Annotated in this window: 29 protein-coding genes and 1 riboswitch; of the genes, 7 read left to right on the top strand and 22 right to left on the bottom strand. The window is 42.0% G+C overall.

What is annotated here, in order from left to right; all coding sequences use genetic code 11:
* Positions 1-21 precede the first annotated feature (21 nt).
* On the top strand, positions 22-1665 hold the full coding sequence (locus AC6CIB_RS18895) for an SWIM zinc finger family protein (RefSeq protein WP_498283271.1): 1644 nt from the start codon (positions 22-24) through the stop codon (positions 1663-1665).
* Positions 1658-4483: a DEAD/DEAH box helicase gene (locus AC6CIB_RS18890; protein WP_498283269.1), complete on the top strand. Its 2826-nt coding sequence runs from the start codon at positions 1658-1660 to the stop codon at positions 4481-4483. The genes AC6CIB_RS18895 and AC6CIB_RS18890 overlap by 8 nt, the downstream gene beginning before the upstream one ends.
* Before the next feature lie 559 nt (positions 4484-5042).
* Here AC6CIB_RS18890 and AC6CIB_RS18885 read toward each other — a convergent pair.
* Together AC6CIB_RS18885 and AC6CIB_RS18880 are read right to left on the bottom strand one after the other, a co-directional pair.
* Positions 5043-5216 carry a hypothetical protein gene (locus AC6CIB_RS18885; protein WP_498283267.1) on the bottom strand — a complete coding sequence of 58 codons (174 nt, stop codon included), beginning with the start codon at positions 5214-5216 and terminating at the stop codon, positions 5043-5045.
* A gap of 24 nt (positions 5217-5240) precedes the next feature.
* Positions 5241-5618, bottom strand: coding sequence for a single-stranded DNA-binding protein (locus tag AC6CIB_RS18880; protein ID WP_498283265.1), 378 nt, complete (start codon positions 5616-5618; stop codon positions 5241-5243).
* Positions 5619-5885: 267 nt separating this feature from the next.
* On the opposite strand from AC6CIB_RS18880, the gene AC6CIB_RS18875 reads away from it, so the two are divergent.
* Together AC6CIB_RS18875 and AC6CIB_RS18870 are read left to right on the top strand one after the other, a co-directional pair.
* On the top strand, positions 5886-6326 hold the full coding sequence (locus tag AC6CIB_RS18875; protein WP_498283263.1) for a YwpF-like family protein: 441 nt from the start codon (positions 5886-5888) through the stop codon (positions 6324-6326).
* A 93-nt stretch (positions 6327-6419) separates the two neighbouring features.
* Positions 6420-6740 carry a helix-turn-helix domain-containing protein gene (locus tag AC6CIB_RS18870; protein ID WP_498283261.1) on the top strand — a complete coding sequence of 107 codons (321 nt, stop codon included), beginning with the start codon at positions 6420-6422 and terminating at the stop codon, positions 6738-6740.
* 34 nt (positions 6741-6774) lie between these two features.
* On the opposite strand, the gene AC6CIB_RS18865 is transcribed toward AC6CIB_RS18870, so the two are convergent.
* Together AC6CIB_RS18865 and AC6CIB_RS18860 are read right to left on the bottom strand one after the other, a co-directional pair.
* Entirely contained in the window at positions 6775-6912 is a 138-nt protein-coding gene (locus AC6CIB_RS18865; protein WP_498283259.1) for an anti-repressor SinI family protein, read from the bottom strand.
* Positions 6913-6945: 33 nt separating this feature from the next.
* A riboswitch (cyclic di-GMP riboswitch) is annotated at positions 6946-7104 on the bottom strand.
* A 403-nt stretch (positions 7105-7507) separates the two neighbouring features.
* Positions 7508-8212 carry a hypothetical protein gene (locus tag AC6CIB_RS18860; RefSeq protein WP_498283257.1) on the bottom strand — a complete coding sequence of 235 codons (705 nt, stop codon included), beginning with the start codon at positions 8210-8212 and terminating at the stop codon, positions 7508-7510.
* Between the two features lie 230 nt (positions 8213-8442).
* Here AC6CIB_RS18860 and AC6CIB_RS18855 point away from each other — a divergent pair, with 230 nt between their 5' ends.
* The gene (locus AC6CIB_RS18855) at positions 8443-8769 is read left to right on the top strand and encodes a helix-turn-helix domain-containing protein (protein ID WP_498283255.1); all 327 of its coding nucleotides are present in this window, start codon (positions 8443-8445) and stop codon (positions 8767-8769) included.
* On the top strand, positions 8762-9370 hold the full coding sequence (gene srtD, locus AC6CIB_RS18850; protein WP_498283253.1) for a class D sortase, LPxTATN-specific: 609 nt from the start codon (positions 8762-8764) through the stop codon (positions 9368-9370). Before AC6CIB_RS18855 ends, srtD begins: the two co-directional genes overlap by 8 nt.
* Before the next feature lie 205 nt (positions 9371-9575).
* On the opposite strand, the gene AC6CIB_RS18845 is transcribed toward srtD, so the two are convergent.
* From AC6CIB_RS18845 to spoIIQ, 13 genes are all read right to left on the bottom strand, one after another.
* Complete coding sequence (locus AC6CIB_RS18845) at positions 9576-9869, bottom strand: hypothetical protein (RefSeq protein ID WP_498283251.1); 294 nt, start codon at positions 9867-9869, stop codon at positions 9576-9578.
* 201 nt (positions 9870-10070) lie between these two features.
* Complete coding sequence (fabZ, locus tag AC6CIB_RS18840) at positions 10071-10502, bottom strand: 3-hydroxyacyl-ACP dehydratase FabZ (protein ID WP_498283249.1); 432 nt, start codon at positions 10500-10502, stop codon at positions 10071-10073.
* A gap of 229 nt (positions 10503-10731) precedes the next feature.
* Positions 10732-11010 (bottom strand): DNA-directed RNA polymerase subunit beta, encoded by a 279-nt coding sequence (locus tag AC6CIB_RS18835; protein WP_498283247.1) that lies wholly within the window; start codon positions 11008-11010, stop codon positions 10732-10734.
* 15 nt (positions 11011-11025) lie between these two features.
* Positions 11026-11868, bottom strand: a complete 843-nt coding sequence (locus AC6CIB_RS18830) for a flagellar hook-basal body protein (RefSeq protein ID WP_498283245.1) — start codon at positions 11866-11868, stop codon at positions 11026-11028.
* Between the two features lie 60 nt (positions 11869-11928).
* The gene (locus AC6CIB_RS18825; RefSeq protein WP_498283243.1) at positions 11929-12768 is read right to left on the bottom strand and encodes a flagellar hook-basal body protein; all 840 of its coding nucleotides are present in this window, start codon (positions 12766-12768) and stop codon (positions 11929-11931) included.
* Positions 12769-12838: 70 nt separating this feature from the next.
* Entirely contained in the window at positions 12839-13849 is a 1011-nt protein-coding gene (locus tag AC6CIB_RS18820; protein WP_498283241.1) for a rod shape-determining protein, read from the bottom strand.
* A gap of 493 nt (positions 13850-14342) precedes the next feature.
* Positions 14343-14603, bottom strand: coding sequence for a sporulation transcriptional regulator SpoIIID (gene spoIIID / locus AC6CIB_RS18815; protein ID WP_032086905.1), 261 nt, complete (start codon positions 14601-14603; stop codon positions 14343-14345).
* A 388-nt stretch (positions 14604-14991) separates the two neighbouring features.
* On the bottom strand, positions 14992-15651 hold the full coding sequence (locus tag AC6CIB_RS18810; protein ID WP_498283238.1) for a 3'-5' exonuclease: 660 nt from the start codon (positions 15649-15651) through the stop codon (positions 14992-14994).
* Positions 15652-15658: 7 nt separating this feature from the next.
* Positions 15659-17551 carry a DUF294 nucleotidyltransferase-like domain-containing protein gene (locus AC6CIB_RS18805; RefSeq protein ID WP_498283236.1) on the bottom strand — a complete coding sequence of 631 codons (1893 nt, stop codon included), beginning with the start codon at positions 17549-17551 and terminating at the stop codon, positions 15659-15661.
* Complete coding sequence (locus tag AC6CIB_RS18800; protein WP_498283234.1) at positions 17532-19199, bottom strand: sodium:solute symporter family protein; 1668 nt, start codon at positions 19197-19199, stop codon at positions 17532-17534. Before AC6CIB_RS18800 ends, AC6CIB_RS18805 begins: the two co-directional genes overlap by 20 nt.
* 43 nt (positions 19200-19242) lie before the next feature.
* Positions 19243-19545, bottom strand: a complete 303-nt coding sequence (locus tag AC6CIB_RS18795) for a DUF4212 domain-containing protein (protein WP_498283232.1) — start codon at positions 19543-19545, stop codon at positions 19243-19245.
* A gap of 24 nt (positions 19546-19569) precedes the next feature.
* Positions 19570-19752, bottom strand: a complete 183-nt coding sequence (locus tag AC6CIB_RS18790; protein WP_498283230.1) for a hypothetical protein — start codon at positions 19750-19752, stop codon at positions 19570-19572.
* Between the two features lie 375 nt (positions 19753-20127).
* A complete protein-coding gene (spoIIQ, locus tag AC6CIB_RS18785; RefSeq protein WP_498283228.1) occupies positions 20128-21042 on the bottom strand; it encodes a stage II sporulation protein SpoIIQ in 915 nt (304 codons plus the stop codon).
* Positions 21043-21726: 684 nt separating this feature from the next.
* Here spoIIQ and AC6CIB_RS18780 point away from each other — a divergent pair.
* Positions 21727-22164 (top strand): VanZ family protein, encoded by a 438-nt coding sequence (locus AC6CIB_RS18780; RefSeq protein WP_498283226.1) that lies wholly within the window; start codon positions 21727-21729, stop codon positions 22162-22164.
* A 39-nt stretch (positions 22165-22203) separates the two neighbouring features.
* Here AC6CIB_RS18780 and spoIID read toward each other — a convergent pair whose 3' ends face one another.
* From spoIID to AC6CIB_RS18755, 5 genes are all read right to left on the bottom strand, one after another.
* Positions 22204-23217, bottom strand: coding sequence for a stage II sporulation protein D (spoIID, locus tag AC6CIB_RS18775; protein WP_498283224.1), 1014 nt, complete (start codon positions 23215-23217; stop codon positions 22204-22206).
* A 520-nt stretch (positions 23218-23737) separates the two neighbouring features.
* Positions 23738-25042: a UDP-N-acetylglucosamine 1-carboxyvinyltransferase gene (gene murA, locus AC6CIB_RS18770; RefSeq protein ID WP_113969226.1), complete on the bottom strand. Its 1305-nt coding sequence runs from the start codon at positions 25040-25042 to the stop codon at positions 23738-23740.
* 32 nt (positions 25043-25074) lie between these two features.
* Entirely contained in the window at positions 25075-25824 is a 750-nt protein-coding gene (locus AC6CIB_RS18765) for a YwmB family TATA-box binding protein (RefSeq protein ID WP_498283222.1), read from the bottom strand.
* A gap of 222 nt (positions 25825-26046) precedes the next feature.
* On the bottom strand, positions 26047-26283 hold the full coding sequence (locus tag AC6CIB_RS18760) for a DUF1146 family protein (protein WP_044339983.1): 237 nt from the start codon (positions 26281-26283) through the stop codon (positions 26047-26049).
* Positions 26284-26526: 243 nt separating this feature from the next.
* Complete coding sequence (locus tag AC6CIB_RS18755) at positions 26527-26931, bottom strand: F0F1 ATP synthase subunit epsilon (RefSeq protein WP_044339984.1); 405 nt, start codon at positions 26929-26931, stop codon at positions 26527-26529.
* Positions 26932-26939: the final 8 nt, after the last annotated feature.

Raw genomic sequence — 26939 nt, 5'->3', positions numbered from 1 at the left:
ATAGATTGGAGAGGTTGGTTGATGTCGATTCGTATTCAGGAGTTGAAGGATAGGTTACTTCCCATGAGTCAGTCGATACAGGGTGAGCTGGACCCGAATCAGGATGAGAGCAAGAATGTCGTGTCCAAGGGCCTTCTTTTGTTCCGTCAGAATCTGGTTTCGAACGTAAAGGTCCGTGATGAAGAAGTGACGGCCGAGGTGCAGGATGTGACGCCTGTCACACTCGAGCTGAATTTTTCGTTTCCCCTTTTAAGCAAGTGCTCGTGTCCTCGGGATAAATGGTGCCGGCATCAAATGGCGACCTTTTTTATGCTATATAACAAAGTTGGACGGGTGAGTGAGTGGATTCAGAATTGGCGGAGACAGTCTCAGCCTTCAATTCAGGAAACACAGTCTTTGGATGATTTATTGAATAAACACAGCAGCACGGGAGCTCTCCGTAAAGCCAGTGATCTATTGAACGAACGGAAAACGCGGGGAAACACGCCTGAGGAATGGTGGCAGTTCTTTGACTCACTTCTGAAGCAGGAAGACTTGGAGTTACTTGAAAGACAGCCCTATTTGATGGATGTCCTCGTTCAAAATATAACGAAACGCTTCATGAAGGAAGCTCCATTCGAACGGGAATGGAAGCCTCTTTATCAGCTCTTTGCTACCTTTTATTTGTCGATTCACATCGATCTTTATTTACAAAAGAGGAATGTAGAGCTGAGTCGCGAGCAGTACAGCATGTATGATTTTCTTTTAGGGGAAATGGAAGACGCAGTTGAAAAACTGTCGATTCATGCCATGCCGTTCAGCTTCGATCCGTACATTGCCTTTATGAAAAAGCAGACGATCGAGATGAGTGATTCCACAGAAAATAGTACGATGATGAAAGCCGAAGTATACCGTTTCCTATGGTATTACTTGTTCAAACAGAAGTCGTGGCGCCGTGAAGAGGTTGAACGTTTAGAAGAAAACAGCGAGCAAGACAACACTTTTTACAACGTCGCCATCCTCCATCAATATTTACTCCTGGAAGATCTGAACAAGGCGAGTGAAGTGGTGGATGAACTAGGTACTGAGCTGGTTGCGTTCAGTGAATTCTGGCTGCGCAAATTTTTCGTCGGGAAGCGTTACGAAGTCGGCTTCTTTCTAGTCCGCAATATTCTAACCAGGATGCCAGATCATATCGAAACCCTCGATTATTATGAAGCGACCCGATTTGTGCGCTGGTTTGTGCGGATTCTGCCGATGGATTGGCTGATGGAAAAGGATAGCTCCCTTGTGAATGAACTTCTTCTATCCATGCTTCCATACAGCTTCTTCTCGTATAATGAGTATCTCATTAGCGCGAAGGCCTATCGTGAATGGGTCGAGCTGCAAAAATATATGAGCTACAGCATTCAGGAGATGGAAGGCATGGGCCTCCGCGATGTGACGAAAGAAGCGCCTGAGCTTGCCCTTCCGATCTATTACGCCGGGGTCATGGAAGCGATCGATCAGAAGAATCGCGACAGCTACAAGCTGGCGGTTCGCTATATGAAAAAAATTCGGACGATTTATAAAAAAACGAAGAAAACAGATAAATGGGATGTGTATCTCAGCTATATTTTAGATAAATACAAGCGATTACGTGCGTTCCAAGAAGAGTGCAGAAAGGGTAAGTTAATCGATGCTTAAACTGTCTTCCGTAAAAATCAACGTCAACACAACTGAATATGAAGACCGTTTCTTCATCACTGCGGAAAACGACGAAGGTGAACTTCTGCCTCCAAAGGAATGGAAGGGTCAGCTGTTTCTTTGGCATGAAGAGAGTTACTACGGGACACTCCCTGAGGAATCCACCAACGGGATTACAGTGACTCAGTGGCAGCTTCTCACATTACTAGCAGGTGAGCATTTCAGCAGCATGATCCAATGGGACTGGAATGAGACCGGGCAGGCATGCATTGCGATCGCCCCTGTGATCTACGAAGCAGTGGAAGCCGGTCGCTGGCTGCCCCGCTTCCAGGAATGGCAGGAAAAAGGATTGCAGTTCCATATCCCTGATGAAGTATGGTCCAACTTTAATAATGAGTTTTGGGAGGAAGAGCTTCCTGATGGAGGTCCGTCCCTCAAAACGTTAACCGAGAATTGGTTTCAGGGTGCGTTGAATGAGGCGATGGCTTCGGGTGGATCGAGTGCGTTGAAGAGGATTCAGAAGCTGAAGGAAAGTACGCTTACGTCTGAAGAGCTGGATGCGTACTTTGATGAGAAGCGTTGGAGTGAATGGATTGCTGGCGAGGATGAGGAACTTCCGTTTTCGATTGGTCTGAGGATCTCTGAGCCTCTTGATGAGGATGAGTCCTGGGAGCTGGAAACGATTTTAAGAGACCGCAAGAAACAGAATCGCGTCATTTCACTGGCTGAAGACACAGTCCCTCCTTCCTGGAAAAAGTATCTGCCTGATGTATCTGAAGAACAGGAACGCTGGATGAAGATGATGCCAATCCTCCGTGACGTGGATGGTTCCCTCCGTACGGCTCTTGGTGAGCACGATGCCTGGGATTTCCTATCCGTATTAAGTGAGAAGCTCATCGATTTAGACATTGAAATCCTTCTGCCATCCTGGTGGGAAGCGATGAAGGATGCTCAGGTGTTGGTAAAAGCCAAACTGAAAAATACGGACACAAGCTATCGTCCTTCTTTCGTAGGGTTGAATGCCATGCTTGATTTCGACTGGCGATTATCGATGAACGGAGTCAATCTCTCAGAGGATGACTTTAATCAACTCGTCGATAATCAGCGACGCTTAGTGAAGATCCGCGGTCAATGGATGAAGCTTGATCCTGCCATGATTCGCCGGATACAGCAAATGATGACGAAAGCAAAGCAGGAAGGGATTTCAATCCAGGATATGCTGGAGCAGGAGCTTGTTCCCCGCGATTCTGATGAATCAGATCTGGAGCCGGATGACGACGAGCATGATCCTTATAAATATGCCAAGATCCAACTGGAACTCAATCGATCTATGAAAAAGATGATTCATCAGTTGACAAATGTGTCATCGATTCCTTTAACGGAAACACCTGAAGCGTTTATTGGCGAGCTTCGTCCTTATCAGCAGCTGGGTATGAGCTGGATGCTCTTTTTGCGTAAATTTGGCTTTGGCGCTTGTCTAGCAGATGATATGGGGCTTGGAAAAACGGTACAGCTGATTACGTACTTGCAGCATATAAAAGAAACAGAGAAACCGGAAACACCTTCCCTGATCGTTGCCCCTACCTCCGTTCTCGGAAACTGGCAGCGGGAGTTGGAGAAATTTGCTCCGGACCTCAAGGTTCACCTTCATTATGGACCGACCCGGGCGAAAAGCGAACAATTTGCAGCGGAAATCAAAGGCGTAGATGTGGTTCTTACCTCTTACGGGTTGTCACATATTGATTTTGACGAGTTATCGGAAGTCGTCTGGACCTCGATTTCCCTTGATGAAGCGCAAAACATCAAGAATGCCAATACGAAGCAATCCCGGGCAATCCGTAAGCTGAGCGGGAAACATCATATTGCGCTTACCGGGACCCCGATGGAAAATCGATTATCCGAGCTTTGGTCAATCTTTGATTTCCTTAACCACGGGTACCTCGGTGGTTTTACGCAGTATCAGAAAAACTATATTGCTCCGATTGAAAAAGATGAATCTGAAGAAAAAGTCAAAGAGCTTCAGGCAAAAATCAAGCCTTTCTTATTGCGTCGTACGAAGAAAGATCCCGAAGTGGAATTGAATCTGCCTGAAAAACTGGAACAGAAAGAATATTGTCACCTGACCACTGAGCAGGCAGCATTGTATGAGCAGCTGGTAAAAGACACTCTCGCTAAAATTGAAACATTGAGTGGATTTGAGCGCAAAGGATTAATTCTCCAAATGCTCAACCAGTTGAAGCAGCTCTGCAACCATCCTGCTCTCTACTTAAAGGAACCAGATCCAAAATCGATTCTCTCCCGCTCTGAAAAAATGCAGAAGCTGAAGGACATTGTGGAAACCGCTCTGGAGTCAGGCGAAGCCTGCCTGATCTTCACTCAATATATTTCAATGGGCGAAATGATCCAGGAAGTGATGAAAGAAGAATTTAACGTTGATGTCCCATTCTTAAACGGCAGCATGACAAAAGGAAAACGCGATGAAATCGTGGAGAAATTCCAGAATGGTGAGTTTCCAGTCTTCCTATTATCACTGAAAGCCGGCGGAACCGGATTGAACCTAACCGCAGCCAACCACGTTGTCCACTACGATCGCTGGTGGAACCCGGCGGTAGAAAACCAGGCAACCGACCGTGCTTATCGGATCGGACAACAACGATTCGTTCATGTCCATAAGCTGGTCTCTTCAGGTACCCTTGAAGAAAAAATAGATGCCATGCTGACGAAAAAGCAGGCATTGAATGATGAGATTATCCGCAGTGATCAATGGGTTACGGAATTGTCTGATCAGGATTTGGAATCGTTGTTGGTGTTGGAGTAGTTGTATGTGACCTCTTTCCTTTTTTGCGGGGAAGAGGTTTTTTGTATAGGTGTGGCGTGAAATTGGCTAAGCTGGCATTTAAATAGTGGCCATTGGGGTTATTTTAAAAGGGTTTTGACTAATTAGGGTTAGATTTGAAACTTACAAATATATTTGTAATAACATTACGTTTTTTGTCTGCACATCCTTTTGTCGTGCCACTTTCGAGCAAACTTGTGCCACTTCTGGACTTTGTCGTGCCACTTTTAGCGTTTGTTGAGCCACTTTCCACAAAACTTGTGCCAAAATGTGAACAACTGGAATCATTATCGTTCACCTCGGCGATGATCTAATTCAATCGCTCTCTTACCAATCAAAAAAACGCCGGCCTCCAAAAAGGAAACCGACTCTATATGAAGACAATATGGGGAACGAGCTTACTTTACTCACTGCTACACATATTTATATCTAATGAGGTATGTTTGAGGCATGTTGCGATGACCATTGGATTTTGAGACAGCTGCTTATAAGGTTGGGTGGATTGTTCGTATGGAAAGAATTCTGGGTGAGGTTGTTTTACTTATGACGAGGTTTTCAAAACTGTATTCGGGTATTCGTACCCTTGCTCAAGGGCTGTCACCCGTTGAGATAAATAGAAATTTTCGACTTTCGCTCTTGCTACCTTTTTGATGAGGTCTTCTGTTAACTTTTCCATTCTGTCAATTCTTCTTTCAAGATCTTGCAGTGTGGCCACAACTCCATCTCCCTTTTAAAAATATTAATACGGTAGTTCGATTGGCTCTTTCTTGCTTGGGTCGGGGGCTTCTGCGGTTTCCCGCCTGCTGTCCATAAATCGGACATTTTCAGCGACGACTTCGGTTACATACGTGCGTTTTCCTTGATCGTTATCAAAATAACGGGTTTGGATTCGACCGGTCACTCCAATGACAGATCCCTTTCGGCAATATTTCTCCATATTGTCTGCAGCCCGGTTCCAAATGGTACAGAGTACAAAGTCTGTATCTATTTGGCCTTTTTGATTCTTGTAGTTACGATTTACAGCTATCGTAGCGTTAAGTATCGATTTTCCTTCCATTGTTTTTCTTGCTTCAGGATCTTTGGTCAGCCTTCCAACGAGGGTCACTTGGTTGATCAATTGAATTCTTTCCTCCTTTCTCTTAAACTGTTTTCATCTTACAATCTTCTGTCTCATCTTGTAAAATCGTGAATTTCCGAAATTCGAGGCAAAAATGGCTTGAATTTCGGAAATTCCCCTAGGGAGATTTCCCGATTTTTAATCAAAATCAGGGTCAAACTCACAAAATTGAAGCTTTCGTCCTTTTTTTCATCAAGGAATTTGTTAGGGAAACAATTCCTACTATGATATAATTTTATAAAACCTTTAAATGGGAGATGTTCGTTCATGAAAACCTTTAAAGTTATTTCACTGCAAGTAGTGGAGAACGATGAACTGCGTGACTTTGAGCTAGTGGACGGTCTGATTATTAATAAAGAAGATGGGCAGAGTACGTGGCTTGTCGAAACGTACTTGTCGAATGAATATATTGAGTTCTTTCAAAAGGCTCAGCAACGTAAGGAAGATTTGGAAATTCAGGTCGTGATTTCCCATAAAGCCAATGATCCTGCTGCTTTCATGACTTCTATCCGTTGTATTAAAGAGATGGATAAGCATATCAGTATTATGTTTGAGGGGAAATTGAAAAAACAGAGGAATGAATATGCAGAATTACTCCTTGATGACCTAGTCCAAAAAGGATATTCAGGGGAAGAATTAATCCGTGAGTTCCGCGAGAAAATGGTATCTAAGCCAAGGATTCCAGCCACTTCAAAACCTAGCGTTTAATTGTGTGAATTAGGTAATATCGGTATGATTCATTATGATATAATTGAATTTAATATTGACTTCTTATATGAAGTTCTTAGGTAGGTGTTTCCTGTGATTGGAGAAAGAGTAAAGAAATACAGACAAGAAAAACGTATGTCCATGACAGAACTTGCTGAAAAAGCCGGTGTTGCAAAGTCATATTTGAGTTCAATAGAGCGTAACCTTCAACAAAACCCTTCCATTCAATTTCTTGAAAAAGTTTCAGCTGCTTTAGGGATTCCGATGGATGCTCTCTTACATGATCAACCAGAAGATCACAATATCGATCATGAGTGGCTTAAGATTGCAGAAGAAGCCATGAGTTCTGGAATTACCAAGGAGCAGTTCAGGGAATTCATTGAATTTAATAAGTGGAAATTAGGCAATAAATAAAGTCTTGCGAGGGATTCGCAAGACTTTATTTATATTAAATCACTTTGTACTCGGCTTTCACTTCCTGAGACTGGTTTTGAAGGAATTCTCTAATTTCTGTTTTAGAAATTCCGGCGTCTAAAGCTTGTTTAATTAGTTCCATCCATTCAAGATCAAGTTCCCGATTTGTCAATATAAATACCCTCCCAAAATACATATATGTATTCCAGGCAATCCAGCCATCATAGTTTTCAATTAACCACACCTTCTTCATCAATATTTTCTGTTCATTATATTCAAGATATTTATGAAGATATGCCTACTTTCCAACCTTAGATCTGTGACTTTGCGTCCTCATTTTTCAATAAGTTTGCCTTTATCTGACTCTTCCCTTAGAACTATTTCGATTATACTAATAAACATTCAGACGTTGTGTTGTTTTTTGTCTATTCCATTAATTTAATTTACACTTTTTTCCTACATATTCATCTATAATCTGACATTTACAAAAATATTACTCTCTTCCGATTAATAAATCGTGTAAGCATATGATGAGGTTTGTCGAAAAACTACGAATTCATGCTATTTTTATATGTCTCTAACTTCCTTCTAAGAGGTAGGACATTTCTATTAATTTTCAGGTAATTACTAGGATAATAGAATGGCTGATTGGATAAGTCAAATTTACAGGTCGGACAAACCCATTCACCCGTTTCAGTGCTACTATAGGATGGTCTTGTGCATCGTCCACATATCTTTTTATACATGAGGTCACCTCTTCATTCAGGTTAAGTTTCTTTTTTCTTTGATAAACGTCTATTTGCATATATTAGTGTCAATCCCGTTGTAGTTAATATAAAACCTATCGTTAATAGCAGGTAAAGGTTGGTTGCAGTGTTAGGTAGTTTAGGGCCTTGTGATGCTATTGGTGGAGATTGGGTTTCATTTGTGCCCGAGTTTACAGGGGGCGGCTTAACATTGCTGTCTGGTTGCTTTACCGGATCATTAGAATCCTCGGGAGGTGAAGGAGTTGTCATTCCAGTTGCTACAATTATGATTTCAAAATATGCGGATGTTTGCTGAAACTTATTCCCTAATTCATATGGCATTTCAACCTGGAAAAATAGATTGTCAGTCGCACCTTTTTTTAATTGCTCTGGTTTAAACCCTTTGAAATTCTTTAATTTATCATCAAAGATTAAATTGGATTTGCCCCCTTCGTACACCTTCAATTCCAATTCGTTAAATAGTTTCCTGTCAGATTGTTTATTATCAACGCGAATGGTGTAGTTAAAATCTTTGTCACCGCCATTTCTAACCCTCAATTCCCTCTCTGCCCAATCACCCGGCTTCATATTTGAAATAGTAAATAAGAACTTTTCGTTAGGTATTAATATGATATCTACTTCATTTGCATACGTTTTATGATGATTCATTATTCCAGAGATAAAAAATAGGACTAATAACATTACGACAATTCTATTTTGATTCATCTTTTTCATCTCCTAGAATCAGTGAATTTGTTCTTTTTAAAGAACACCTTAACTTATTATAAGATCTCACATATGAAATGAAAATCTCCAAAAACATTGAAAATACCGTCAAACAAGGTAGATATCGATACCTCCCTCTTGATTCCTTTAAAATTCACTTTTTTTCGTACTTTATAAAAAAATAATTGTTCTATATAATGAATAAAATGAATTGTGAAGGAGTTATCGACATGGTAGGTAATAAGATTAAAGATCTTCGTGAACAAAAAGGGGTAACCATAAACGAGCTTGCTCATCATTCAAATGTTTCTAAATCATATATAAGTTCTATTGAAAGAGGTATTCAAAAGAATCCTTCCATTAAGATTCTAAAAAAAATAGCTCTTACTTTAGATACTTCTTTAGAAATTATTCTTTCTTCTGATATGAATACGATCTATTTAGATGAGGAGTGGGTTGAACCACTAGAGAAAGCCATTCACCAGGGCTTAACGAAAGAGGAATTTCACGATTTTCTTTCTTTTTTTCAATATAAAAGGAGGAAACATCATGAGTAGGAAGGTTTTTCTGATTTTTGGAATCCTTATTTTATCAAGCGGGCTATCTTTTGTCATATATTCCTTCCTTCAGATAAAAATTCTCGAAGAAGCGGAAAATGAAGCTCTAGTTAAAGCAAAAGAAAGGATTATGGAAAATTCTTCAGTACATAAGAGCCCCGAACCAATTAATTCCTCTCAAACCTCAATCTTTTACCATTTTGAGAAAGGGGATGTCATTGGGGTTTTACATATTCCAAGACTCGAAAGAGATGTAGCAATCATTGAAGGAACAGATGGGGAAGAACTAAAGAAAGGGGTAGGACATTATTCATCAACATCACTACCGGAACAGAAGGATCAAATTTTTTTGGCTGGGCACAGGGATACGGTATTTAGAAACATTGGTGAACTCCAGCACGGCGATATACTTTCCATCGTTATGCCAACTGGAACTTACTCCTATGAAATTTTCAAGACTTATATTGTCGATGAAAGTGACACTTCGATTATTCGGACAACTCGTCCTGAGGAAATCCTGACTCTTTCTACTTGCTATCCGTTTACCCTTGTTGGTGCTTCGACCGAAAGATATATTATTGAGGCTATAAGAATTCACTAAAAAACCTCTTTCCTTTTGAGAAAGAGGTCTTCTTATTGCAAGTTAATCTTTGGTATGAAGACATGTTTCATTTTGTCTTCAAATTCTTAAAAGTTATATTAACTTACTTGGATTTACATCTTGCATCATCTCTATTATTTTGGGAGCTGTGATTATAAAAAATAAAACAGAGACACCTTTAAGCTGCCTCTGCTTTTTGAAACGATTACTCGTCCTTCTTATCCTGATCCTGCATATCCTTATCATCTTCTATAGCGTCTTCTTCAGGCGTATTATTATCCTTCGCTGCATCTTTGTCCCCTGGCTCGTTCTGATCCTGGGACTGATCATTTTCGTTGTCACCCATACCGTCATTCTCGTTCATGCCATCATTTTCCGGGACTTCTTCTTCTGTTGGTGCTTCATCTTCCGGAGGAGGCTCCTGATTTGCGTTACATCCTACAAGAAGCATGGCAGCAAGTGCTGATCCACCAAGAATTGATAATAATTTTTTGTTCATGATGTGTTACTCCTTTCTAACGTGTATGTTAGTTAATGTAAGACCGTTACTATGGTCTTTCGTTAGCATTCCCTGAAAATGAATTTACTTGCATTTTGAGTGAAATTTTTTGGGGAAATTTGATTTTGATCATGCGAAGGGTTGAAACTAAAAAACTGGGCCTGAAGTGAACGAATCACAACAAGCCCAGTTTGCACATGTTTATTGCTTATCTCCTAAAGCAAACATCATTTCTAATTCGCAGGCAACCTCACCATCAACAGTCGCCACGCCTTTTCCTTTACCGATCGGCCCTTTAAAGCGGATCATTTCGACTTCAAGTCTCAGCTGATCTCCCGGCTTTACTTGACGCTTGAAACGACATTTATCAATACCAGTGAAGAAAGCTAAACGCCCGCGGTTATCTTCCACTTTCAACATGGCCACAGCACCGACCTGAGCAAGTGCCTCCACAATCAACACCCCAGGCATAACAGGATATTCAGGGAAATGCCCATTGAAAAACTCCTCATTCGCCGTCACATTCTTAATTCCAATCGCTTTCTTGCCTTCTTCCACCTCCAAAATCCGATCCACCAGCAAAAACGGATAACGATGGGGAATGATTTCCTTAATTTGATTAATATCAAGCATATAAAATTCCTCCTACCAATATGTATGTACACCTTATTGTAACTAAATTGATTGTGGAAAGGCAACAAGAGAGGGACGGACCTCGAAAAATTGCACAATCACTACAAAAGCCTGAAAAATCAAGGTTCTTTTTATTAAGGTTTGCACATTCGAGGTCCGTCCCTAAAAAGGACTTAAAAAAAGACTGTCTCCTTAGCGAGAGGACAGTCTTATGAAATAGATATTGGGTTTATTTCTTCATGACGATATCAATGATGTGCTGCCAGGTTTCTGCTTTGAAGACGTCGGCTGCTTTGCCGTCTCCGATGCCTGCGAAGCCAATGACGGCACCTAATACGAGACTTCCTGCAAGAAGAAGGATGAACAGAAGGATTCTGAGCCAGATTGGCAACATGCGGATCCTTACCCAGCGTGCAGGCTTGGATTCGTCCTTTTGCTTGGCTTTCTTTTCTGCTTTTACTGATTCTCTTGTTGTTTTTTCTTCTTGTAGTAGCTCTTTTTCACTCATAGCATTTAACTCCTTTTAGCGTATCCCATTTACAAGGCCCATCATTTGATCTGCAAGGGAGATCGAGCGGGCCTGAAATTGATATGATCGTTGGACATTCAGCATGTCCGTCATTTCTTTGCTGATATCAACGTTCGAGGCCTCTAATGAATTTTGAACCAATGAAATATCAGAGCGTGCTCCTCCAACGACATTCGTTACGACTTCATCTTCTGTAACCCCAAGCCCGTCCAGGTTCTCCGCAAATCCTAACAGATTACCGCCAAAATGCTGTAGAAATTGAGACTTTTCAACCGTGACAATCCCCAAGTTGAATTGCTCTTCTACGCCGCCTGCATCCGTAACCGTGAGGATTCCATTATCCCCTAACTGGAAAGAAGACGCATCTTCTGAAAAGGTAATATAGTTATCGTTCTCATCAAGGACCGGTAATCCGCTTCCGTTCACGAGCATCGCTTCCCCATTCCCGGTAGGACTGACAAAGAATGCTCCGTCTCTCGTATAGCGCACGTCACTTGAATTGTCATCTTGAGCAAGGACTTTAAAGAACTGCCCCTCACTGGTTAAAGCAAAATCCAGCGAGCGACCCGTTGACTTCAAAGAACCCTGGTTTAGGATCAGTTGAGATTGTGAAAGCTTTGCACCACTGCCTTCCCGTACTCCAAGAGGGGTAAGTCTGCCTGTTTCAAACTCTTCCACACGCTGATTGTTCACCTGTTGCACAAGTAACTCTGAGAATGTCGCTTCCCGGCGCTTGTATCCATTTGTATCTGCGTTCGACAGATTATGACCGATCATGTCCATTTGTTTCTGCAATTGACCTAATGTGTTGGTTGCTGTAATCATTGTTCGATTCATGACGTGTCCCCCCTTATTATAAGGTATTAAGTGACGATTTTCATTTACAATCTTTAACTATCAGTTGACCCGACCGATTTCGTTGGCTGCTTTTTCCATACTTCGATCATAAGCCTGGAGTACTTTCTGATTCGCTTCAAAGGTTCTGTACGCTGATAACATATCCGTCATTGTACGGGATGCATCGACATTGGACCGTTCCAGAAATCCCTGCTTGGTGGTAAAAGAAACATTGGCTTCTTCATAGGCATCAGGAAGAGGCACAGTTCCTTCTGTTGCAAATAGTCCGTCTCCCTGTTTCACAAGTCGGTTGGGATCTTCTGAATAGCCTACACCTAGGGTAGCCACAACATTTTCATCGACAAGAATCTGCCCTTTTTCTCCAACAGTGAACTGGTCACTGTCTAATTGAATACGCTCGCCATTTTCATCCAGAATATAAAAACCACTGTTCGTCGTGAGAAATCCATTTCCGTTCACAGTCAGGTTCCCGTTTCGGGTATAGCGTGGATTTCCATCCGCATCTTCAACCGTCAGAAACACCGATCCCATTGAGCCCGTTTCTTCATTAGTCGGCATCGACACGTCCAATAGTGCAATGTCCAAGCCTCTTCCTGTCTCCTGTAGATCACCCTGTAAAAATGATGGGATCGTTTCCTGCATATACACACCCGTATTGAGGGCTCCCACTTTCTGATTGAAAGGAAGGGAGAGTGTTTTCTCTGTCGGAATCGACGTAGAATCCATCCGCTCCATGAGCATTTCCGGAAATGCCCGCATCGATGCCCGATCAGCTTTAAAACCCGGTGTATTCGCATTAGACATATTATTCGTTAACATTTCAGTCTTGCGTTGCTGCGAAAGCATTCCTGATGCTACTGTATAAAATCCACGAAACATGTTTTCACCTCATAACTATGCTAGCTGTTTTTATATCGGATGAATGGTGCAATATTTTTATTAAAGTAATTTATATAATTCGTCTTCTTGAAATTTTATCGATATTCTCAAGCATTAACCCTGTTCCAATCGCGACGCAATCCATCGGGTTTTCAGCAATGAGAACCGGTACTTTCAGTTCTTCTGCAAGGAGGGTATCCATTCCGTGAAGAAGTGCTCCCCCTCCTGTTAAGATAACCCCGCGGTCAATGATATCCGCTGATAATTCCGGGGGGGTCTTTTCAAGGACATTCTTAGCAGCTTGTACGATGACTGCCACTGATTCACGAAGAGCCCCTTCGATTTCCGTTGATGTCACGGTAATCGTGCGTGGCAGACCGGACACCATGTCACGGCCACGGATGCTCATTTCTTTTCGATCTTCATCCAGGGTTTCTGAGAATACCGTACCAATGTTCACCTTGATATCTTCCGCTGTACGCTCCCCGATCAGAAGCTTGTACTCTTTTTTAATATAATTCAGGATTTCATGATCGAACTTATCCCCAGCCATTTTGATGGACTGACTCGTCACGATGTCACCCATGGAAAGAACCGCAACATCCGTCGTTCCTCCACCGATATCCACGACCATGTTTCCTGTTGGATTGAAAATATCCATCCCCGCACCGATCGCAGCGACTTTAGGCTCTTCTTCTAAATAAATCTTCTTCCCACCGCTCTTTTCAGCCGCTTCCCTGATCGCCTTTTGCTCGACACTCGTGATGTTCGTTGGGCAGCAAATCAAGATTCTTGGTTTAGAAAGAAAACCTTTTACATTTAATTTATTAATAAAATGCTTCAGCATTGCTTCTGTTACATCAAAGTCAGCAATGACGCCGTCTTTTAACGGACGAGTCGCCACAATGTTTCCAGGAGTACGTCCAACCATGCGACGCGCTTCCTCTCCAACCGCTAATACCTTACCTGTATTCTTGTCCAAAGCCACAACCGATGGCTCATTCAAGACAATCCCTTTTCCTTTAACATGAATTAAAACATTAGCCGTACCAAGATCAATCCCAATATCTTTCGCGAACATCTTGTGTTTCTCCCTTCTTCTTTTACAAATTCATCATCATATTTCATCTATGGTTTCATCTTAATGTCATTACGTAAAAACGTTAAGTCAAAACTTTCACCTAATTAATTATTTTACCATAAATATGTCGAAGGAAGATATTATTTGTCAAAAAAATGTATTGATTTTGTTATTTATTTGGAAAAGTATAGGAATATTGGAGGGTGATGTTACAGGGGTGTTAAGGTTTGATGAAGACGGGTGGGATGAGTGGTTGTTTTACCTGGTACAATCGAGGGTTGTTGTACCTGGTACATTCAAGGCGATTTGTACCTGGTACTGTATATGTTTTCTTTTACCTGTTGAACTTTGGAAGATTATTAACAGGTAAATTACAATGAATATTTAACGGTAAAAAAAAGACGAAAATTCAACAGGCAAAATCGCTTCATGCCGCCTGTAAACAAAAACACACCAAGCATGACCCATCTTTCTGGGGCTTGGCGTATTTTGGTTAGCTGTGGAGCTCTTCTTTTTTGTATTTTTGCTTCGTCGCTTCTCCACCTCGTAGATGCCGGATAGATTTATGATAATCAAGTATTGTTTTGACTTCATTTGCGAGTTCTGGATTAATTTCTGGCAGTCGTTCTGTTAGATCTTTATGGACAGTACTTTTGGACACGCCAAACTCCTTCGCAATTACACGAACAGTTTTTTTCGTCTCCACGATATACTTACCAATCTTGATTGTTCTCTCTTTGATGTAATCGTGCACACCACTCGACCTCCCTAAATTGGATGTGAGAAGTGTGAAATGAGACTCGCTTTCGCATCAATGAAATAGTATAGACCGCATGCACATCAAGACCCATGTGCAAGCGGCAGAAAGCCTTATTTAATCCTCGGCAGCTTCCTGATGTTACAACGTATAATCAAATATTCAGCTGATAATCAATGGTATAATGACGATTCCTCACCTCAAACACTCTCTATTTTGATAGGTTTGTATCATTTTATTAGCTTGTGCCCACATATATGCACAAAAAGCACAATAAGGACAAGGTTTGAGGTTAATTTTCTGAAAAATTACTCTTAGGGACGGACCTTCACATGGTTTTCGGAGGAAGATCCTCCACGTGAATGTATCCGATATGTGCACCCCTTCACTCACGACCTCTGCTTACCCGAATCAATTCCCCCCAGGTCTCCACCTTTCGATCTCTTAACAGCTCCAATAATTCTACAAACAAATAAGCCGTCATAAGAGCATCGTTCAACGCCCGATGTCTCGGGTACAATCGAGTCCCAAACAACTGAGCATACCGCTCGAGATCTCTCATATCATTTGAGGGCGAAAGATATCCGATTAGATTAAGTGTGTCCAGGCTCGGTGCCACCTGTAGATGAAGTCCGGCCCGAATCAGTTCACTCTTCAGCACGAGTTCATCAAAGATTACATAGTGTCCAACCAGACTATTCACGGTATTTCCTTCTAAAAAAGCGAAGAAATCATGGATGACATCCCTTGCTTCCGGTGCTTGTTCGACATCTTTTGACTGAATTCCCGTCAGCTGGATTATTTCCTGAGAAATGAGTCGATGAGGATTGGAAAATGTCTGAAATGTGATGTTTTCCTTTACCTCATACCCTTTTACTTTAACCGCCCCGATTTCCAGCAGCCGATCCTCCGCTCCGACGCGAAAACCTGTCGTCTCTGTATCAAAAACAACAAACGTAAGGTCTTCAATTTTCCTGTTCAGAGGGACTGAGTCATAGTGGAGCGGACATTCAATCTTTTTCTTTGAAAAAATGAAAATCTTCACATCCCTTCTACGTTAAGGAGTAATGAGACAACATCATTTGTTGAAATTCACGAATCGTTTTCACACTTTTGTATAGACTTTCTTTTTTACGGGTGGAGAGCGAGGATATGTGTACCGTATCTCCTTGATCTTTCCTCTTCATCTCTATATAGAGCCTCATAAATTCCTGAAATGCGTCAGTTAATTCTTCTGCAAATCCCGACGAAATTGACCGCTTTTCTTTTAAAAAATTCAGCTTCTCCCGGGTCGTTCCTGACGTATTACCATGAGCAACATTCAATATCTGCAGTGCATGATGAAAAGGAAACAGAATGTCTTTCTTGATGGAAACTGTTTTTCTATCCATGCCTAATATCGAACGGATGGAGGAGTGAAGGACAGGCACCGGCTTGGTTTTTTCCACTTGAGCCAGCCGTACCAATAATATTTTTGAGCTGCGCAGCTGCTCTTTTATCGCCTCTTCAAATGTTGAATGAAGTGTTTCATCCCCAAATAAAAAGCGATATGAAAAGAAGTTTTGTACCTTCAATAAAGCCTCCTCTGACGAATGGACCGACCATTCTCTCAATCTTTCCTGCCAGGAACACATACTCCCCGTCCACGGTTTCTGATTCGCCATCATTCCTCCGTCACAAAGACGTAGTCCTGTCTTTTCTAATTCAACAACGACTCTTTCAGCAAAATCACTGAAATATTCCTCAGCTTCATTACTATGTTTTTCATAAACCAGGAAATGATCTTGGTCGGTCAACATAAACTGCTCTTTCCTTCCTGCTGAACCCATAACATAAAATGCATACGGGCAAGGCCTTTCCCGTCCTTCCAGAAGTAATTCTTCCTCAACCTGCCTTAAGATTCGTTGATAAATACGATCGAATAGTCCTGACATGAAATCGAGTATGTGAAACATGGGAGAATGCGCATTCCAAAGGCTCCTTAACATGGATTCTGCAATAGTTTTAACCTTTTCGAGAGGAAAATCCTTGTTCTCCAGCTTCCTTGCACTCGTCAGGGCACCTATATGGTTCGCTTTCATTACATCGTGCAGGGTGATGATGCCGATAGGTCCGTCCCTCTCCTTACGGTCGACAACGGGCAGGTGTTTGACGGAGTGGTCGATCATGGCGGCGAGGGCTTCGTACAGGTATGCCTGACGGGTGATGACGGTTGGGTTGGGGGTCATGGCCTCTTTTACCGGTTGGGTGAGAGGGACGGACCTTGCAAGGCATCTGGAGACGAGGTCTCTTTCTGTCAGGATTCCTGCGATGCGATTGTTTTCCAGAATGATGACAGAGCTGACCCGGTTTTCTCCCATGGCTCGAGCTGCATCCTCCAGAGAATCATCACTCCTGACAGTTACGACTGATTTCGTCATTACATCACTTACCCGCTTCAGAATCGTCGTCCGCTCTTCCAGCCCGTGCGCCATTCCCACTTGCTGCGACAAGGAATAATAAACATCCTGAAGTCGTTTCGATGTTTCTTCTAATAAAAAATTCTTCAAATATGGTTCATCCCAATAAGCTTGCAAACTAGTATATGGAACGAGGCAGAGCAGGCACTCTTCTTTCGCTTTGACCTCAACCGAGGAATACACACTCTCCACCACATCTGTTTTCAGTGCAGAGTACAGACTCGATAAGCCGACAATCCCGTCCTTCGAAATCATCTCGAGAATCTCTTCTTTTTCCTTTGTCACAACGACTTCTACTTCCCCCTTCACAACAAGATAGAGTCCGAGACGATGTTCAAAGCTTTTAAGGATGGTATGGTTTTTACCCACCTCAAGCCGCTTACACTCAGTAAAAAGGGAAAGAGCCGTACTACGCTCCATCCCCTTGAAGAAGGGATGAAGGAGTACAGCTTCTTGAAAGGATCCGTCAGGCTTTGAAGTCGACATCGTCGTTCACCCAAACTTCTCCGTCTTTGAAAGTCATTTGTTCAGGGTAACGGAGATCCATTACCTCTTCTTGAATCTTTTGAGAAGGTGCTTTCGTCATAAGTGACACGACGATATTGGCAATCGTGGCAGCCGCTGCCCCAAATACACCTGCTCCTGTATCAATGATGCCGAATAGGCTAACACCCGATCTTGCCAGGAAGATGTACGTGAGGGTTACCCCTAACCCTACAAGCATCCCTGCAATAACCCCATGGGCATTGGAGCGTTTCCACCATACCCCGAGTAAGAGTGCCGGGAAGAACGTTCCAGACGCCAGTGCGAAGGCCCAGGCGACGATCTGAGTGATAACCCCGGGAGGATTGAGTGCCACGATCCCAGCGAGCACCGTCGCGATGACGATCGACCAACGTGCAACTGCCAGACGATTTTTCTCTGTCGCGTTCGGCTTGAATACACGATAGTAAATATCATGAGCAAAGGAGGAAGATATCGCGATCATCAATCCGCCTGCTGTCGATAACGCGGCTGCCATGGCACCAGCCGCTACGAGACCAATGACGAACACGCCTAAATTCGCAATCTCCGGTGTGGCCATGACCACGATATCATTGGAAATGATGATTTCCTTCCACTGTAGGATTCCATCTCCATTTGCGTCTGCAACTTGTAATTTCCCCGTATCCACCCAGGATTTCGTCCAGGAAGGCAAGTCACTGATTTGGCTTCCCGCTACTTTTGTCATTAAAATAAAGCGGGAGAATGCTGCATATGCAGGTGCAGATAAATAGAGAAGTCCGATGAAAAGAAGTGCCCATGCTCCTGACCAGCGAGCCGCCTTCATCGTAGAAACCGTATAGAATCGAACAATTACGTGTGGAAGGCCCGCGGTCCCGGCCATCAACGTAAACATGAGAGCCATGAACTGCCACTTCGTACCGTTTGTAAAAGGAGCGAAGTATTCCGAGACCCCAAGCTCGCGATCGAGCTCCCCGATCTTCCCTACCAGTTCACCATAGGAAAGCCAAGGAGCCGGGTTCCCTGTAATTTGCAGGGACATGAATATAACAGGAATTAAATAAGCGATAATAAGAACAACATACTGAGCAACCTGCGTCCATGTAATCCCCTTCATCCCACCGAAAGCTGCGTAGAATGCGATGAGGACTACCCCGATCATCGTACCGACTTTGGCATCGATTTCGAACAACCGACCTATTACGACCCCAGAACCCGATAGCTGACCGATGGAATACGTGAAACTGATAATGATCGTACAGATGGCGGCGATAACACGGGCAGTGTGGCTGTTGTAACGGTCCCCGATGAATTCCGGTACCGTATAACGCCCATATTTCCTGAGCTGGGGAGCAAGTAAGAAGGTTAACAGTAAATATCCGCCCGTCCATCCCATGATGTAGGCAAGTCCATCATATCCGAGGATCATGACGGTACCAGCCAGTCCAATAAATGAAGCCGCGCTCATCCAGTCGGCCCCGATCGCCATCCCATTAAAGATCGGCGGCACGCCCCGGCCAGCTACATAGAAGTCCGATGTCGCTTTCGCTTTGTTATAAACAGCAATTCCGATATATAACGCAAACGTCAACAGAATAATCGACGTTGATACTAAAAACTGAGTATCCATTTATCGTTTCCCCCTGCTCTGCTCTATATTTGGTTGAAGCCGTTTAATGATCCAATGTTTTTCCGTAACTGATCTGTTCATTTTTACTTTCATCGATTCCATACTTTTTATCGATTCCATCGCTCACCTTCGCATTTACGTAGAGTAAGATAATGAAAATGACAATCGACCCCTGAGCACCCATAAAGTAGTGAAATGGAAAGCCATTGAGGGTGATCTTTGACAAGCTTTCAGCAAACAGCACGACTCCAAAGGAAGAGACGAGCCAAATCACTAAATACATTGCCATATAACGGTTTTTTTCTTTAAAATACTGATCCGCTTTTGCTCTATCGATCTTCTTCATTTATGTAACCCCTTTTCAAGCTCATTATTTTAAACTGAAAATAAATTTCACGGTCTCAAAAAACGGTAACGGGACCATGGCGATCTGAAAAATAAAGTAAATGAATAAAGACAAGAATGGAATGGTTAAGAAGAAAGCCCGTTTCTTTCTCAGTGCAAGAAAAATACTTCCCCCTGTTATGAGTAAAATCGCGATGAAGTAAAGCAACGTTTCACCTCCTGGTTATATAAGCGTTTTCTAAATTTCCCTTAATATGACCTCCCAATAATAAAGATTAAATTTTCTGAAATTTTATTCATGCCCTCATTATCTTTTTTGGAAAAAGCCTGGTCAATAAAGAAAAAACGACAAATCTGCATTTGATCTTTCTCTTGATTAAATAATCATTTTATTAAAATAAGGATATTGAAGAATGTGTTAACTTCATTAAACGATATCGATATAGAAATGCTTTCCTAGTAAAATATTCCTTTTGTCGAATTTCCGAGGAAATTTTTTATTTTGATGAGGCCACGATTGGAATAGATCTGAAAACAAAAAACTGACCGGAAATCACCGGTCAGCTTTTCTTCATCTATATGATTATTCTTCGTCTTTTACGTCAGAGCCATTATCGGCTGCGTCGTCTTTTTGATCAGCATTTTCTTGTTTCGGCTTTTGCTCAGCTTCCGGCTTTTCTTCAGCTGCATCGTCAGCACCATTTTCTTCAGTTGCTTTATCTTCAGTTGCTTTGTCTTCGCTAGCTTGATCTTCAGCTGCGTTTTCCTGTGCAGCTTCAGCATCCGGCTGTTCACCTGAAACCTTCTTTTCTTCTAATTGTGCTTCTTGAAGTGTTGCAAGGGACTTATTGAAGTACTCCAGTGGATTCACTGCTACATTTGCTTTACGAATTTCAAAATGTACGTGAACGCCAGCTTCTTCATTGAATAAGCTTTTACCTGCTTTAGCGATAGCTTGTCCTTGATCTACTACATCTCCAACCGCGACTTCAAAGTCTTTCACTGATTGATAACGAGTAACGATTCCTTTGCTATGCTCGATTTCAATCGTGTTTCCGAGTAGAGAATCTTCTTGAACCTTTGTGACTGTACCGCTCATTGCAGCCAGAACATCGAATTCTTTCCCATCTTTAGAGATGTCGACTCCTTGGTTCGGATAATACATGTTACCATAAACGACTAGGGCAGCTTCCTGTTCTTCCGCTGATGCTTCAGTATCGTAGAATTGTTTTTCGATGACTGTGTCCTCAGGGCTCGAAACAGGCATTACAAAGTTTTCCAATGAACGATTGACTTCTTCTGCAGGCTGGTTGAACTCATTATCAGTAGGAACTCCATCATAGCTGTAATCCTTGGCTTTCTCATTTACATCATTTCCTGCCTGGTACCACAGAATCCCCGTGATAATGATTGCTGCACTTGCTAAATAGATTGCTGGGTATGCCCAACGTCTTTTCAAAAAGTTTTGAGAAGGTTGTTTCTTTTCTTCCTCTCTCATTTTCATCACCTCAGCAATCATTCTGAACAGAATTCAGAAAATATATACACATTACCAAAAAAATTTTTTAATTCTTATCTTTCGACAAAGAGGTGATTATTATGTATGATTTTTAAAATAAGATGGGATTTTTTATTTTATTAAGCTCTTTTCGTAAAAATTGTTGCTATTTTCAGAGAGAAAGTAGTAGTTGATTTCCGCTACAGGATGCTCGCTTTCCGCGGGGCTGGCGGTGAGCCTCCTCGGCACGCCTCCGGGGTCTCACCTGTCCAGCTATTCCCGCAGGAGTCGAGCATCCTTTCGCTCCAATCAACTTTCTGAGCATGTTTCTTTAAAGTAATAAATAAATACAAAAACTTCTAGAAATTGTTTTTTGACACCTTCTAGATCTGTCACGAAAAATCTCTTAAAGATGGTGAGGGGAACTGCGTAGACTCCTGCGGATTTTGGTCGTGCCGAGACCCCGGAAGCGAAGCAGTTCCCCTCACCATCAAGCACATACTGATTGACAGAGCTCAAGCAGACCTTATGTTAAAAACAATAATCTTTACGAAAAGAGCCATTAGAAAAGAGCCTTTTAATAAAGATATGAGCATATGCAGGACCTGCAATTCTTGATTTATGATAATGAAATTACGGACCTGCATGATACAATACTAAAAAACAGAAAGGAAAAGCTTGCATATGAAGAAGTTACTTACGTATATGCTGACAGCTGCGCCTTTTCTCTATATGATACTTATCTGGATTATGTCGAGTAATCCGGATGATGCCGTCATTCGTTTTCCGGATAATCAGTTGGATCGTTTTATTAAAGAATCTCTCCATTTAATCGAATTCGGTATTTTATATGGATTATTTGTTGTCGCTCTGTTAGCACATGGAAAGCTTCGATTCACTTGGAATTTTACCGTTGCGTTAATTGCGATCTTTTATGGATTTGTGGATGAAATTCATCAATCCTTTGTTCCATATCGGTCGGCAACGCTGATTGACGCAGCCAAGGATCTGATCGGGGTCACTGTCCTTTTTTGGATTGTAAACCGGACATATTTTAAAAAGCCTGATCATCCATTAACGAGAAAGATGAGAAAGTTTGAAAACTATTTAAAAAAGGATTGAGTCTGGTCACCTTGACCATGTAGACTCAATCCTTTTTTATTATCTCTGTGCTGTTACTTTCTGCAGCAGTTTATCGGACTCTGTTATTTTGACATCTTTATAGTAATGCGTGACGATGTCTTGATAATCCTTGCCTTCTTTCGCCATTCCGTTTGCTCCGTATTGGCTCATACCGACTCCGTGGCCGAATCCTTTCGTGGCAATGACGATATGATCATCCTTCAGGTACCAGGTAAAGTCTGATGATCTCAATTCTAACTTTTCTCTAATTTCCCGACCTGAGAATCCTTTGCCGTTTATTTCAACACCTGCAACCCTTTTGCCTTCTGTTCTTGACGTGATCGTTCCTACCGAGCCATCCTTTGGCAGGGTTACGCCAAGTTTCTGCTCAAACTCTTTGATCGGGATAACCTTTTGATCTTCAAATCTAGGTGACGCCGAGTCCCAAGGGCTTTCGACACTTCTTAAATATGGATATTCATTCGGCCAATAAGCCTCCGAGTTTTCTGTGTAACCATTACTCGTTGAGAAGAAGGCTGCCGTAATGGGCTTACCATCATAGGTCAGCACCTGCCCCATCGTTTCAAGCACCGCATCGGATATTTTTTTGATCTTCCAGTCGTAGTCGGCACCCCAAAGACCAGCAAGCTCCTTCTGGTTCTTATACACCTGATGAGAAACAGTATCTGTCACATCGGCACCCTTCGGAACAGTGGAGTCCTCAAGTAAAAGCTGATTCACTATATACGTCCGTGCAGCAAGTGCTTGAGCTTTTAACGCTTCCTTTTCAAAATCTGCAGGCATTTCACCAGCTACTACCCCTACTACATACTGCTCCAAAGGAAGTTTCTCGATCAGGTCCTGGTTGGAGCGATAGACAGCTACCTCAACCGAGTTCGCCAGCTCTTCAACGGATGGCGGATTTTTCAGCTTTTCGTCTAAGTTTGCCGTTTCCTTTTCTGATGAAAATGGGAGCACGAGAAGAGTAGGTACAATAAAAATGATGCTGATAAAGATTGAGAAGATGATCAGTACTGGTTTCAAATGCTTCATGTTCGCGGCCTCCAATGAAAGATTAAATAGGAGAATGTCCTAGCACACTTCTCCACTCTCTTTCATATGTATGGTAGTGGACAAGCAATTATGAATATTTTAAGAGTGATTTGATGGGGGAAGATGTTTGGGATTGGTTTAGTGGAGGATGGTGAATGTGGTTGTCGATATTTCTTTAGATTTGGAATAATGGAATGAAGTGTGTTGCGGAGCGGATGCGTTTGGAAATAAAATCTGAAATTTGAAAATAAATGTGTCAGAATTGAAAACAAAAGTAAAATTTTGAAAACAAATACTGCTTAATTGAAAATAAACGACTTTCCTATCTCATTTTAACCTCATTATACACGTATAAAGCTATTTAACGATATTTCAAAAGTGTCTATCGCTAATCCAGCCACTTTACTAATTTCACCAAACCAGCACCCAAGTTATAGCTTCTGCACCAAGCCCAACTCTCAAGCCAAACAAAAAAGGCAAGCTCTTCTATAAAAGATAAGCTCACCTTTCTATCTAATACTTACGCATCCTTAATCATGTCTTGCTCAGAAACAGGTGTTTCTTCCACTTCTTTCACACGCTCGATATCGGCACCTAAGCCTGCAAGCTTCTGATGGAAGTTCACATATCCACGATCTAAATGCTTCAGTTCAGTCACTCGAGTGTAACCATCTGCTACCAGACCTGCGATCGAAAGAGCTGCTGCTGCACGTAAATCCGTTGCAGCCACTTCTGCTCCTTGAAGAGGCGTTGGTCCGTTCATGATTACAGAGCGGCCTTCAATCTTAATGTCTGCTCCCATACGACGGAATTCTTCAGCATGCATGAAACGATTTTCAAATACTGTTTCAGTGATGACGCTTGTGCCGTCAGCTGCTAAAAGTAATGCCATCATTTGAGATTGCATATCGGTTGGGAAACCAGGATGAGGCATTGTTTTGATATCGACAGATTTTAATTTCTCTGGTCCGATGACACGAAGACCTTCTTCTTCATCGATGATCGTTACACCCATTTCTTCCATCTTGGCAACTAATGAAGATAAGTGTTCTGGAATCGCACCCTTTACTAGGACATCACCTTGAGTAATGGCAGCGGCAACCATGAATGTTCCCGCTTCGATACGGTCTGGAATGATGCTGTGCTCGACACCGTATAGACGGTCCACACCTTCGATACGAATCGTTCCAGTACCTGCACCTACTACGCTTCCTCCCATTTTGTTCAGGAAGTTCGCTAAGTCGACGATTTCAGGCTCTTTTGCGACATTTTCAAGAATGGTTGTTCCTTCTGCAAGAACTGCAGCCATCATTATGTTTTCTGTTGCCCCAACGCTTGGGAAGTCCAGATAAACTTTGGCACCTTTCAGTCTTCCGTCTACTTCAGCTTCGATAAAACCATTTCCTACCTTCACTTTTGCTCCCATTGCTTCGAAGCCTTTTAAGTGTTGGTCAATCGGTCTTGATCCTATGGCACATCCACCAGGAAGCGCAACACGTGCTTTACCTGTACGTCCAAGTAATGATCCCATGACAAGAACGGATGCACGCATTTTACGAACATATTCGAACGGTGCTTCTACAAACAACTCTCTTGATGCATTCACGATGACTTCACCATGGTTAAACTCTACATCTGTATTTAAATGACGTAATACTTCATTAATCGTATATACATCGGAGAGTGGTGGTACATTTTTAATGACACTTTTTCCTTCACTTGCTAATAATGTAGCAGCGATGACTGGTAAAACGGCATTCTTTGCTCCTTCAACTTGCACTGTACCGCTTAAACGCTGACCGCCGCGGACGATAATTTTTTCCAAGAGTATTCCCCTCCGCGTCCAATTTCTCTATATTAATATTCAATAATTAGGATGGGTGTGCCAATCACAAAGGTTGTCTTAGCGCCCATTCCGCTTTTCCGTAGACCTAGTTGTATATTCATATCATCATTTTTTGTTGGTATAGTCCGTGACATTTGTTCCGAGTAAGCTGAAATGGAATAAAAGTCTTCTTCTTTAAGTGATTCCAGTTCTTTTGCGTCTAATTTCGACATTAATTCGACAGCCTGATTCGACAAAACTTTCTCAAGCTTATCATTGAATTCGCCTTTTATACAAGAGAAAATCATAGGTTTAGTAGTAAAAATGATTTCCATATTTGGGATAAATTCAGTGTTGATATAATGCTTCGTCCTTTCTCCCAACGCTTTCTGATCTCCGCGCATTTCATACATAATATACGAAACAGACTGCTTGTTTGTGAGGGTATGCTGCAACTTAATGGTTTCTTCCCCGTGAGACGTCTGACGTTGTCCCACAACCATTACCTCTTCAGCTGATTTCTTCGTCATCCACTCAAAATCAGAAAATCTTTCTTGCATAGTAGTACTATATTTGGCAAATCCTTTATTCGTGAAGCTTTTTTTGTTTTCTCTTGCATATAGAGACCATTCAGTTATCTGACCTTGAGAATGAACAATGGCTTGATCAAGCTTTTCAATGTCTAATAAATGATTGGCTTCGATAGTGTTGTTCCCATTAATAACAGGAAGAAAACCTAATCCAACAAAAAAGATTAAAATAATGTAAAGATACCGACTCATTTTCCATTCCTCCCCTTACCTAAAAGTCTGTCCGAATAGGAGAAGAACATACTTGAAAATTGTCGTCATCTTTTTACAAATATTGAGTTGTCGGCAGGCTGTTACATGAAAGCGTTTCACATTGAAACTTTTTCACAAAGGAACGAGCACAAAATTAATCTTACTTAAAACAGGCTTTGTTGAAAACATGCAGGAAGACCTATTTTTTGTCAGAAGCTCTATTTATTCAAAGAAAACAGGCAATTGTTGAGACCACAGGTAGTAATCCAGTAAAAATTGGCTTACGGCTGAGCCGATTGCTATCGTTAGTAGGATATACAATAGTCTCCCTTGAGCGACTCGATTTTTCTTAAGAAGCTTGTCTAACTGGATGGATTGCAAAGACCAAAATGTGATCCCGAATACGAATAGATGCACGAGCATGCTGATCAGGGCCTGCTGGCCAAAGCTTTCTACCACTCTTCTCACTCCTAATAATGATTTCGACGCACATAGTCCATTTTACCACATAATTCTGTAACGACATATGAAATTTACAAAATTTTTAGTTGAGTTACGCTTGGAAATTTAACCAGCGCTTTATAGGACTTACAATAGGATAAAGTAGATTCGGCACCCAGTTTTAAACCTTCCAACAGAGGTCCGTCCCTCTATTCAAAAAAACCACCCTTCCACAAGGAAAGGGTGGTTTTGGTGTTTGTATTAGAAGTTACGTTCGGAAACGTTAATTCTGTTCATGGCACGCTTAAGAGCGAGTTCAGCACGACGGAAGTCTACGTCATCGCGTTGTGCTTGCATGCGGTCTTCTGCGCGGCCTTTTGCTTCTTTAGCGCGTTGTACATCGATAGCTTCTGCTGTTTCAGCAGACTGTGCTAGAATTGTCACTTGTTCAGGACGTACTTCTAAGAATCCGCCACTGACAGCTACAAGCTCAGTGTTGCCACCTTTTTTCAGGCGAACCGCACCGATTTGTAGTGGAGCAACCATCGGAATGTGTCCAGGTAAGATTCCAAGCTCACCGCTTTGAGCTTTCGTGCTCACCATTTCCACTTCTGAATCGTACACTGGGCCATCGGGAGTGACAATATTGACTTTTAATGTCTTCATTTTCTTCC

Source organism: Rossellomorea sp. GQ25, from assembly GCF_059758515.1.
This window is presented reverse-complemented; position numbering and strand designations above follow the sequence as displayed.

Excerpts from the sequence above, each read along its gene's own strand:
- fabZ (WP_498283249.1), bottom strand. The coding sequence starts at position 10,502 with ATGCTTGATATTAATCAAATTAAGGAAATCATTCCCCATCGTTATCCG.
- AC6CIB_RS18825 (WP_498283243.1), bottom strand. The coding sequence starts at position 12,768 with ATGTTTCGTGGATTTTATACAGTAGCATCAGGAATGCTTTCGCAGCAA.
- AC6CIB_RS18780 (WP_498283226.1), top strand. The coding sequence starts at position 21,727 with ATGAAGAAGTTACTTACGTATATGCTGACAGCTGCGCCTTTTCTCTAT.
- AC6CIB_RS18875 (WP_498283263.1), top strand. The coding sequence starts at position 5,886 with ATGAAAACCTTTAAAGTTATTTCACTGCAAGTAGTGGAGAACGATGAA.
- AC6CIB_RS18755 (WP_044339984.1), bottom strand. The coding sequence starts at position 26,931 with ATGAAGACATTAAAAGTCAATATTGTCACTCCCGATGGCCCAGTGTAC.
- AC6CIB_RS18845 (WP_498283251.1), bottom strand. The coding sequence starts at position 9,869 with ATGAACAAAAAATTATTATCAATTCTTGGTGGATCAGCACTTGCTGCC.
- AC6CIB_RS18890 (WP_498283269.1), top strand. The coding sequence starts at position 1,658 with ATGCTTAAACTGTCTTCCGTAAAAATCAACGTCAACACAACTGAATAT.
- AC6CIB_RS18835 (WP_498283247.1), bottom strand. The coding sequence starts at position 11,010 with ATGAGTGAAAAAGAGCTACTACAAGAAGAAAAAACAACAAGAGAATCA.
- AC6CIB_RS18830 (WP_498283245.1), bottom strand. The coding sequence starts at position 11,868 with ATGAATCGAACAATGATTACAGCAACCAACACATTAGGTCAATTGCAG.
- AC6CIB_RS18895 (WP_498283271.1), top strand. The coding sequence starts at position 22 with ATGTCGATTCGTATTCAGGAGTTGAAGGATAGGTTACTTCCCATGAGT.
- AC6CIB_RS18855 (WP_498283255.1), top strand. The coding sequence starts at position 8,443 with ATGGTAGGTAATAAGATTAAAGATCTTCGTGAACAAAAAGGGGTAACC.
- srtD (WP_498283253.1), top strand. The coding sequence starts at position 8,762 with ATGAGTAGGAAGGTTTTTCTGATTTTTGGAATCCTTATTTTATCAAGC.
- AC6CIB_RS18805 (WP_498283236.1), bottom strand. The coding sequence starts at position 17,551 with ATGTCGACTTCAAAGCCTGACGGATCCTTTCAAGAAGCTGTACTCCTT.
- spoIID (WP_498283224.1), bottom strand. The coding sequence starts at position 23,217 with ATGAAGCATTTGAAACCAGTACTGATCATCTTCTCAATCTTTATCAGC.
- AC6CIB_RS18800 (WP_498283234.1), bottom strand. The coding sequence starts at position 19,199 with ATGGATACTCAGTTTTTAGTATCAACGTCGATTATTCTGTTGACGTTT.
- AC6CIB_RS18820 (WP_498283241.1), bottom strand. The coding sequence starts at position 13,849 with ATGTTCGCGAAAGATATTGGGATTGATCTTGGTACGGCTAATGTTTTA.
- AC6CIB_RS18860 (WP_498283257.1), bottom strand. The coding sequence starts at position 8,212 with ATGAATCAAAATAGAATTGTCGTAATGTTATTAGTCCTATTTTTTATC.
- AC6CIB_RS18795 (WP_498283232.1), bottom strand. The coding sequence starts at position 19,545 with ATGAAGAAGATCGATAGAGCAAAAGCGGATCAGTATTTTAAAGAAAAA.
- spoIIQ (WP_498283228.1), bottom strand. The coding sequence starts at position 21,042 with ATGAGAGAGGAAGAAAAGAAACAACCTTCTCAAAACTTTTTGAAAAGA.
- AC6CIB_RS18765 (WP_498283222.1), bottom strand. The coding sequence starts at position 25,824 with ATGAGTCGGTATCTTTACATTATTTTAATCTTTTTTGTTGGATTAGGT.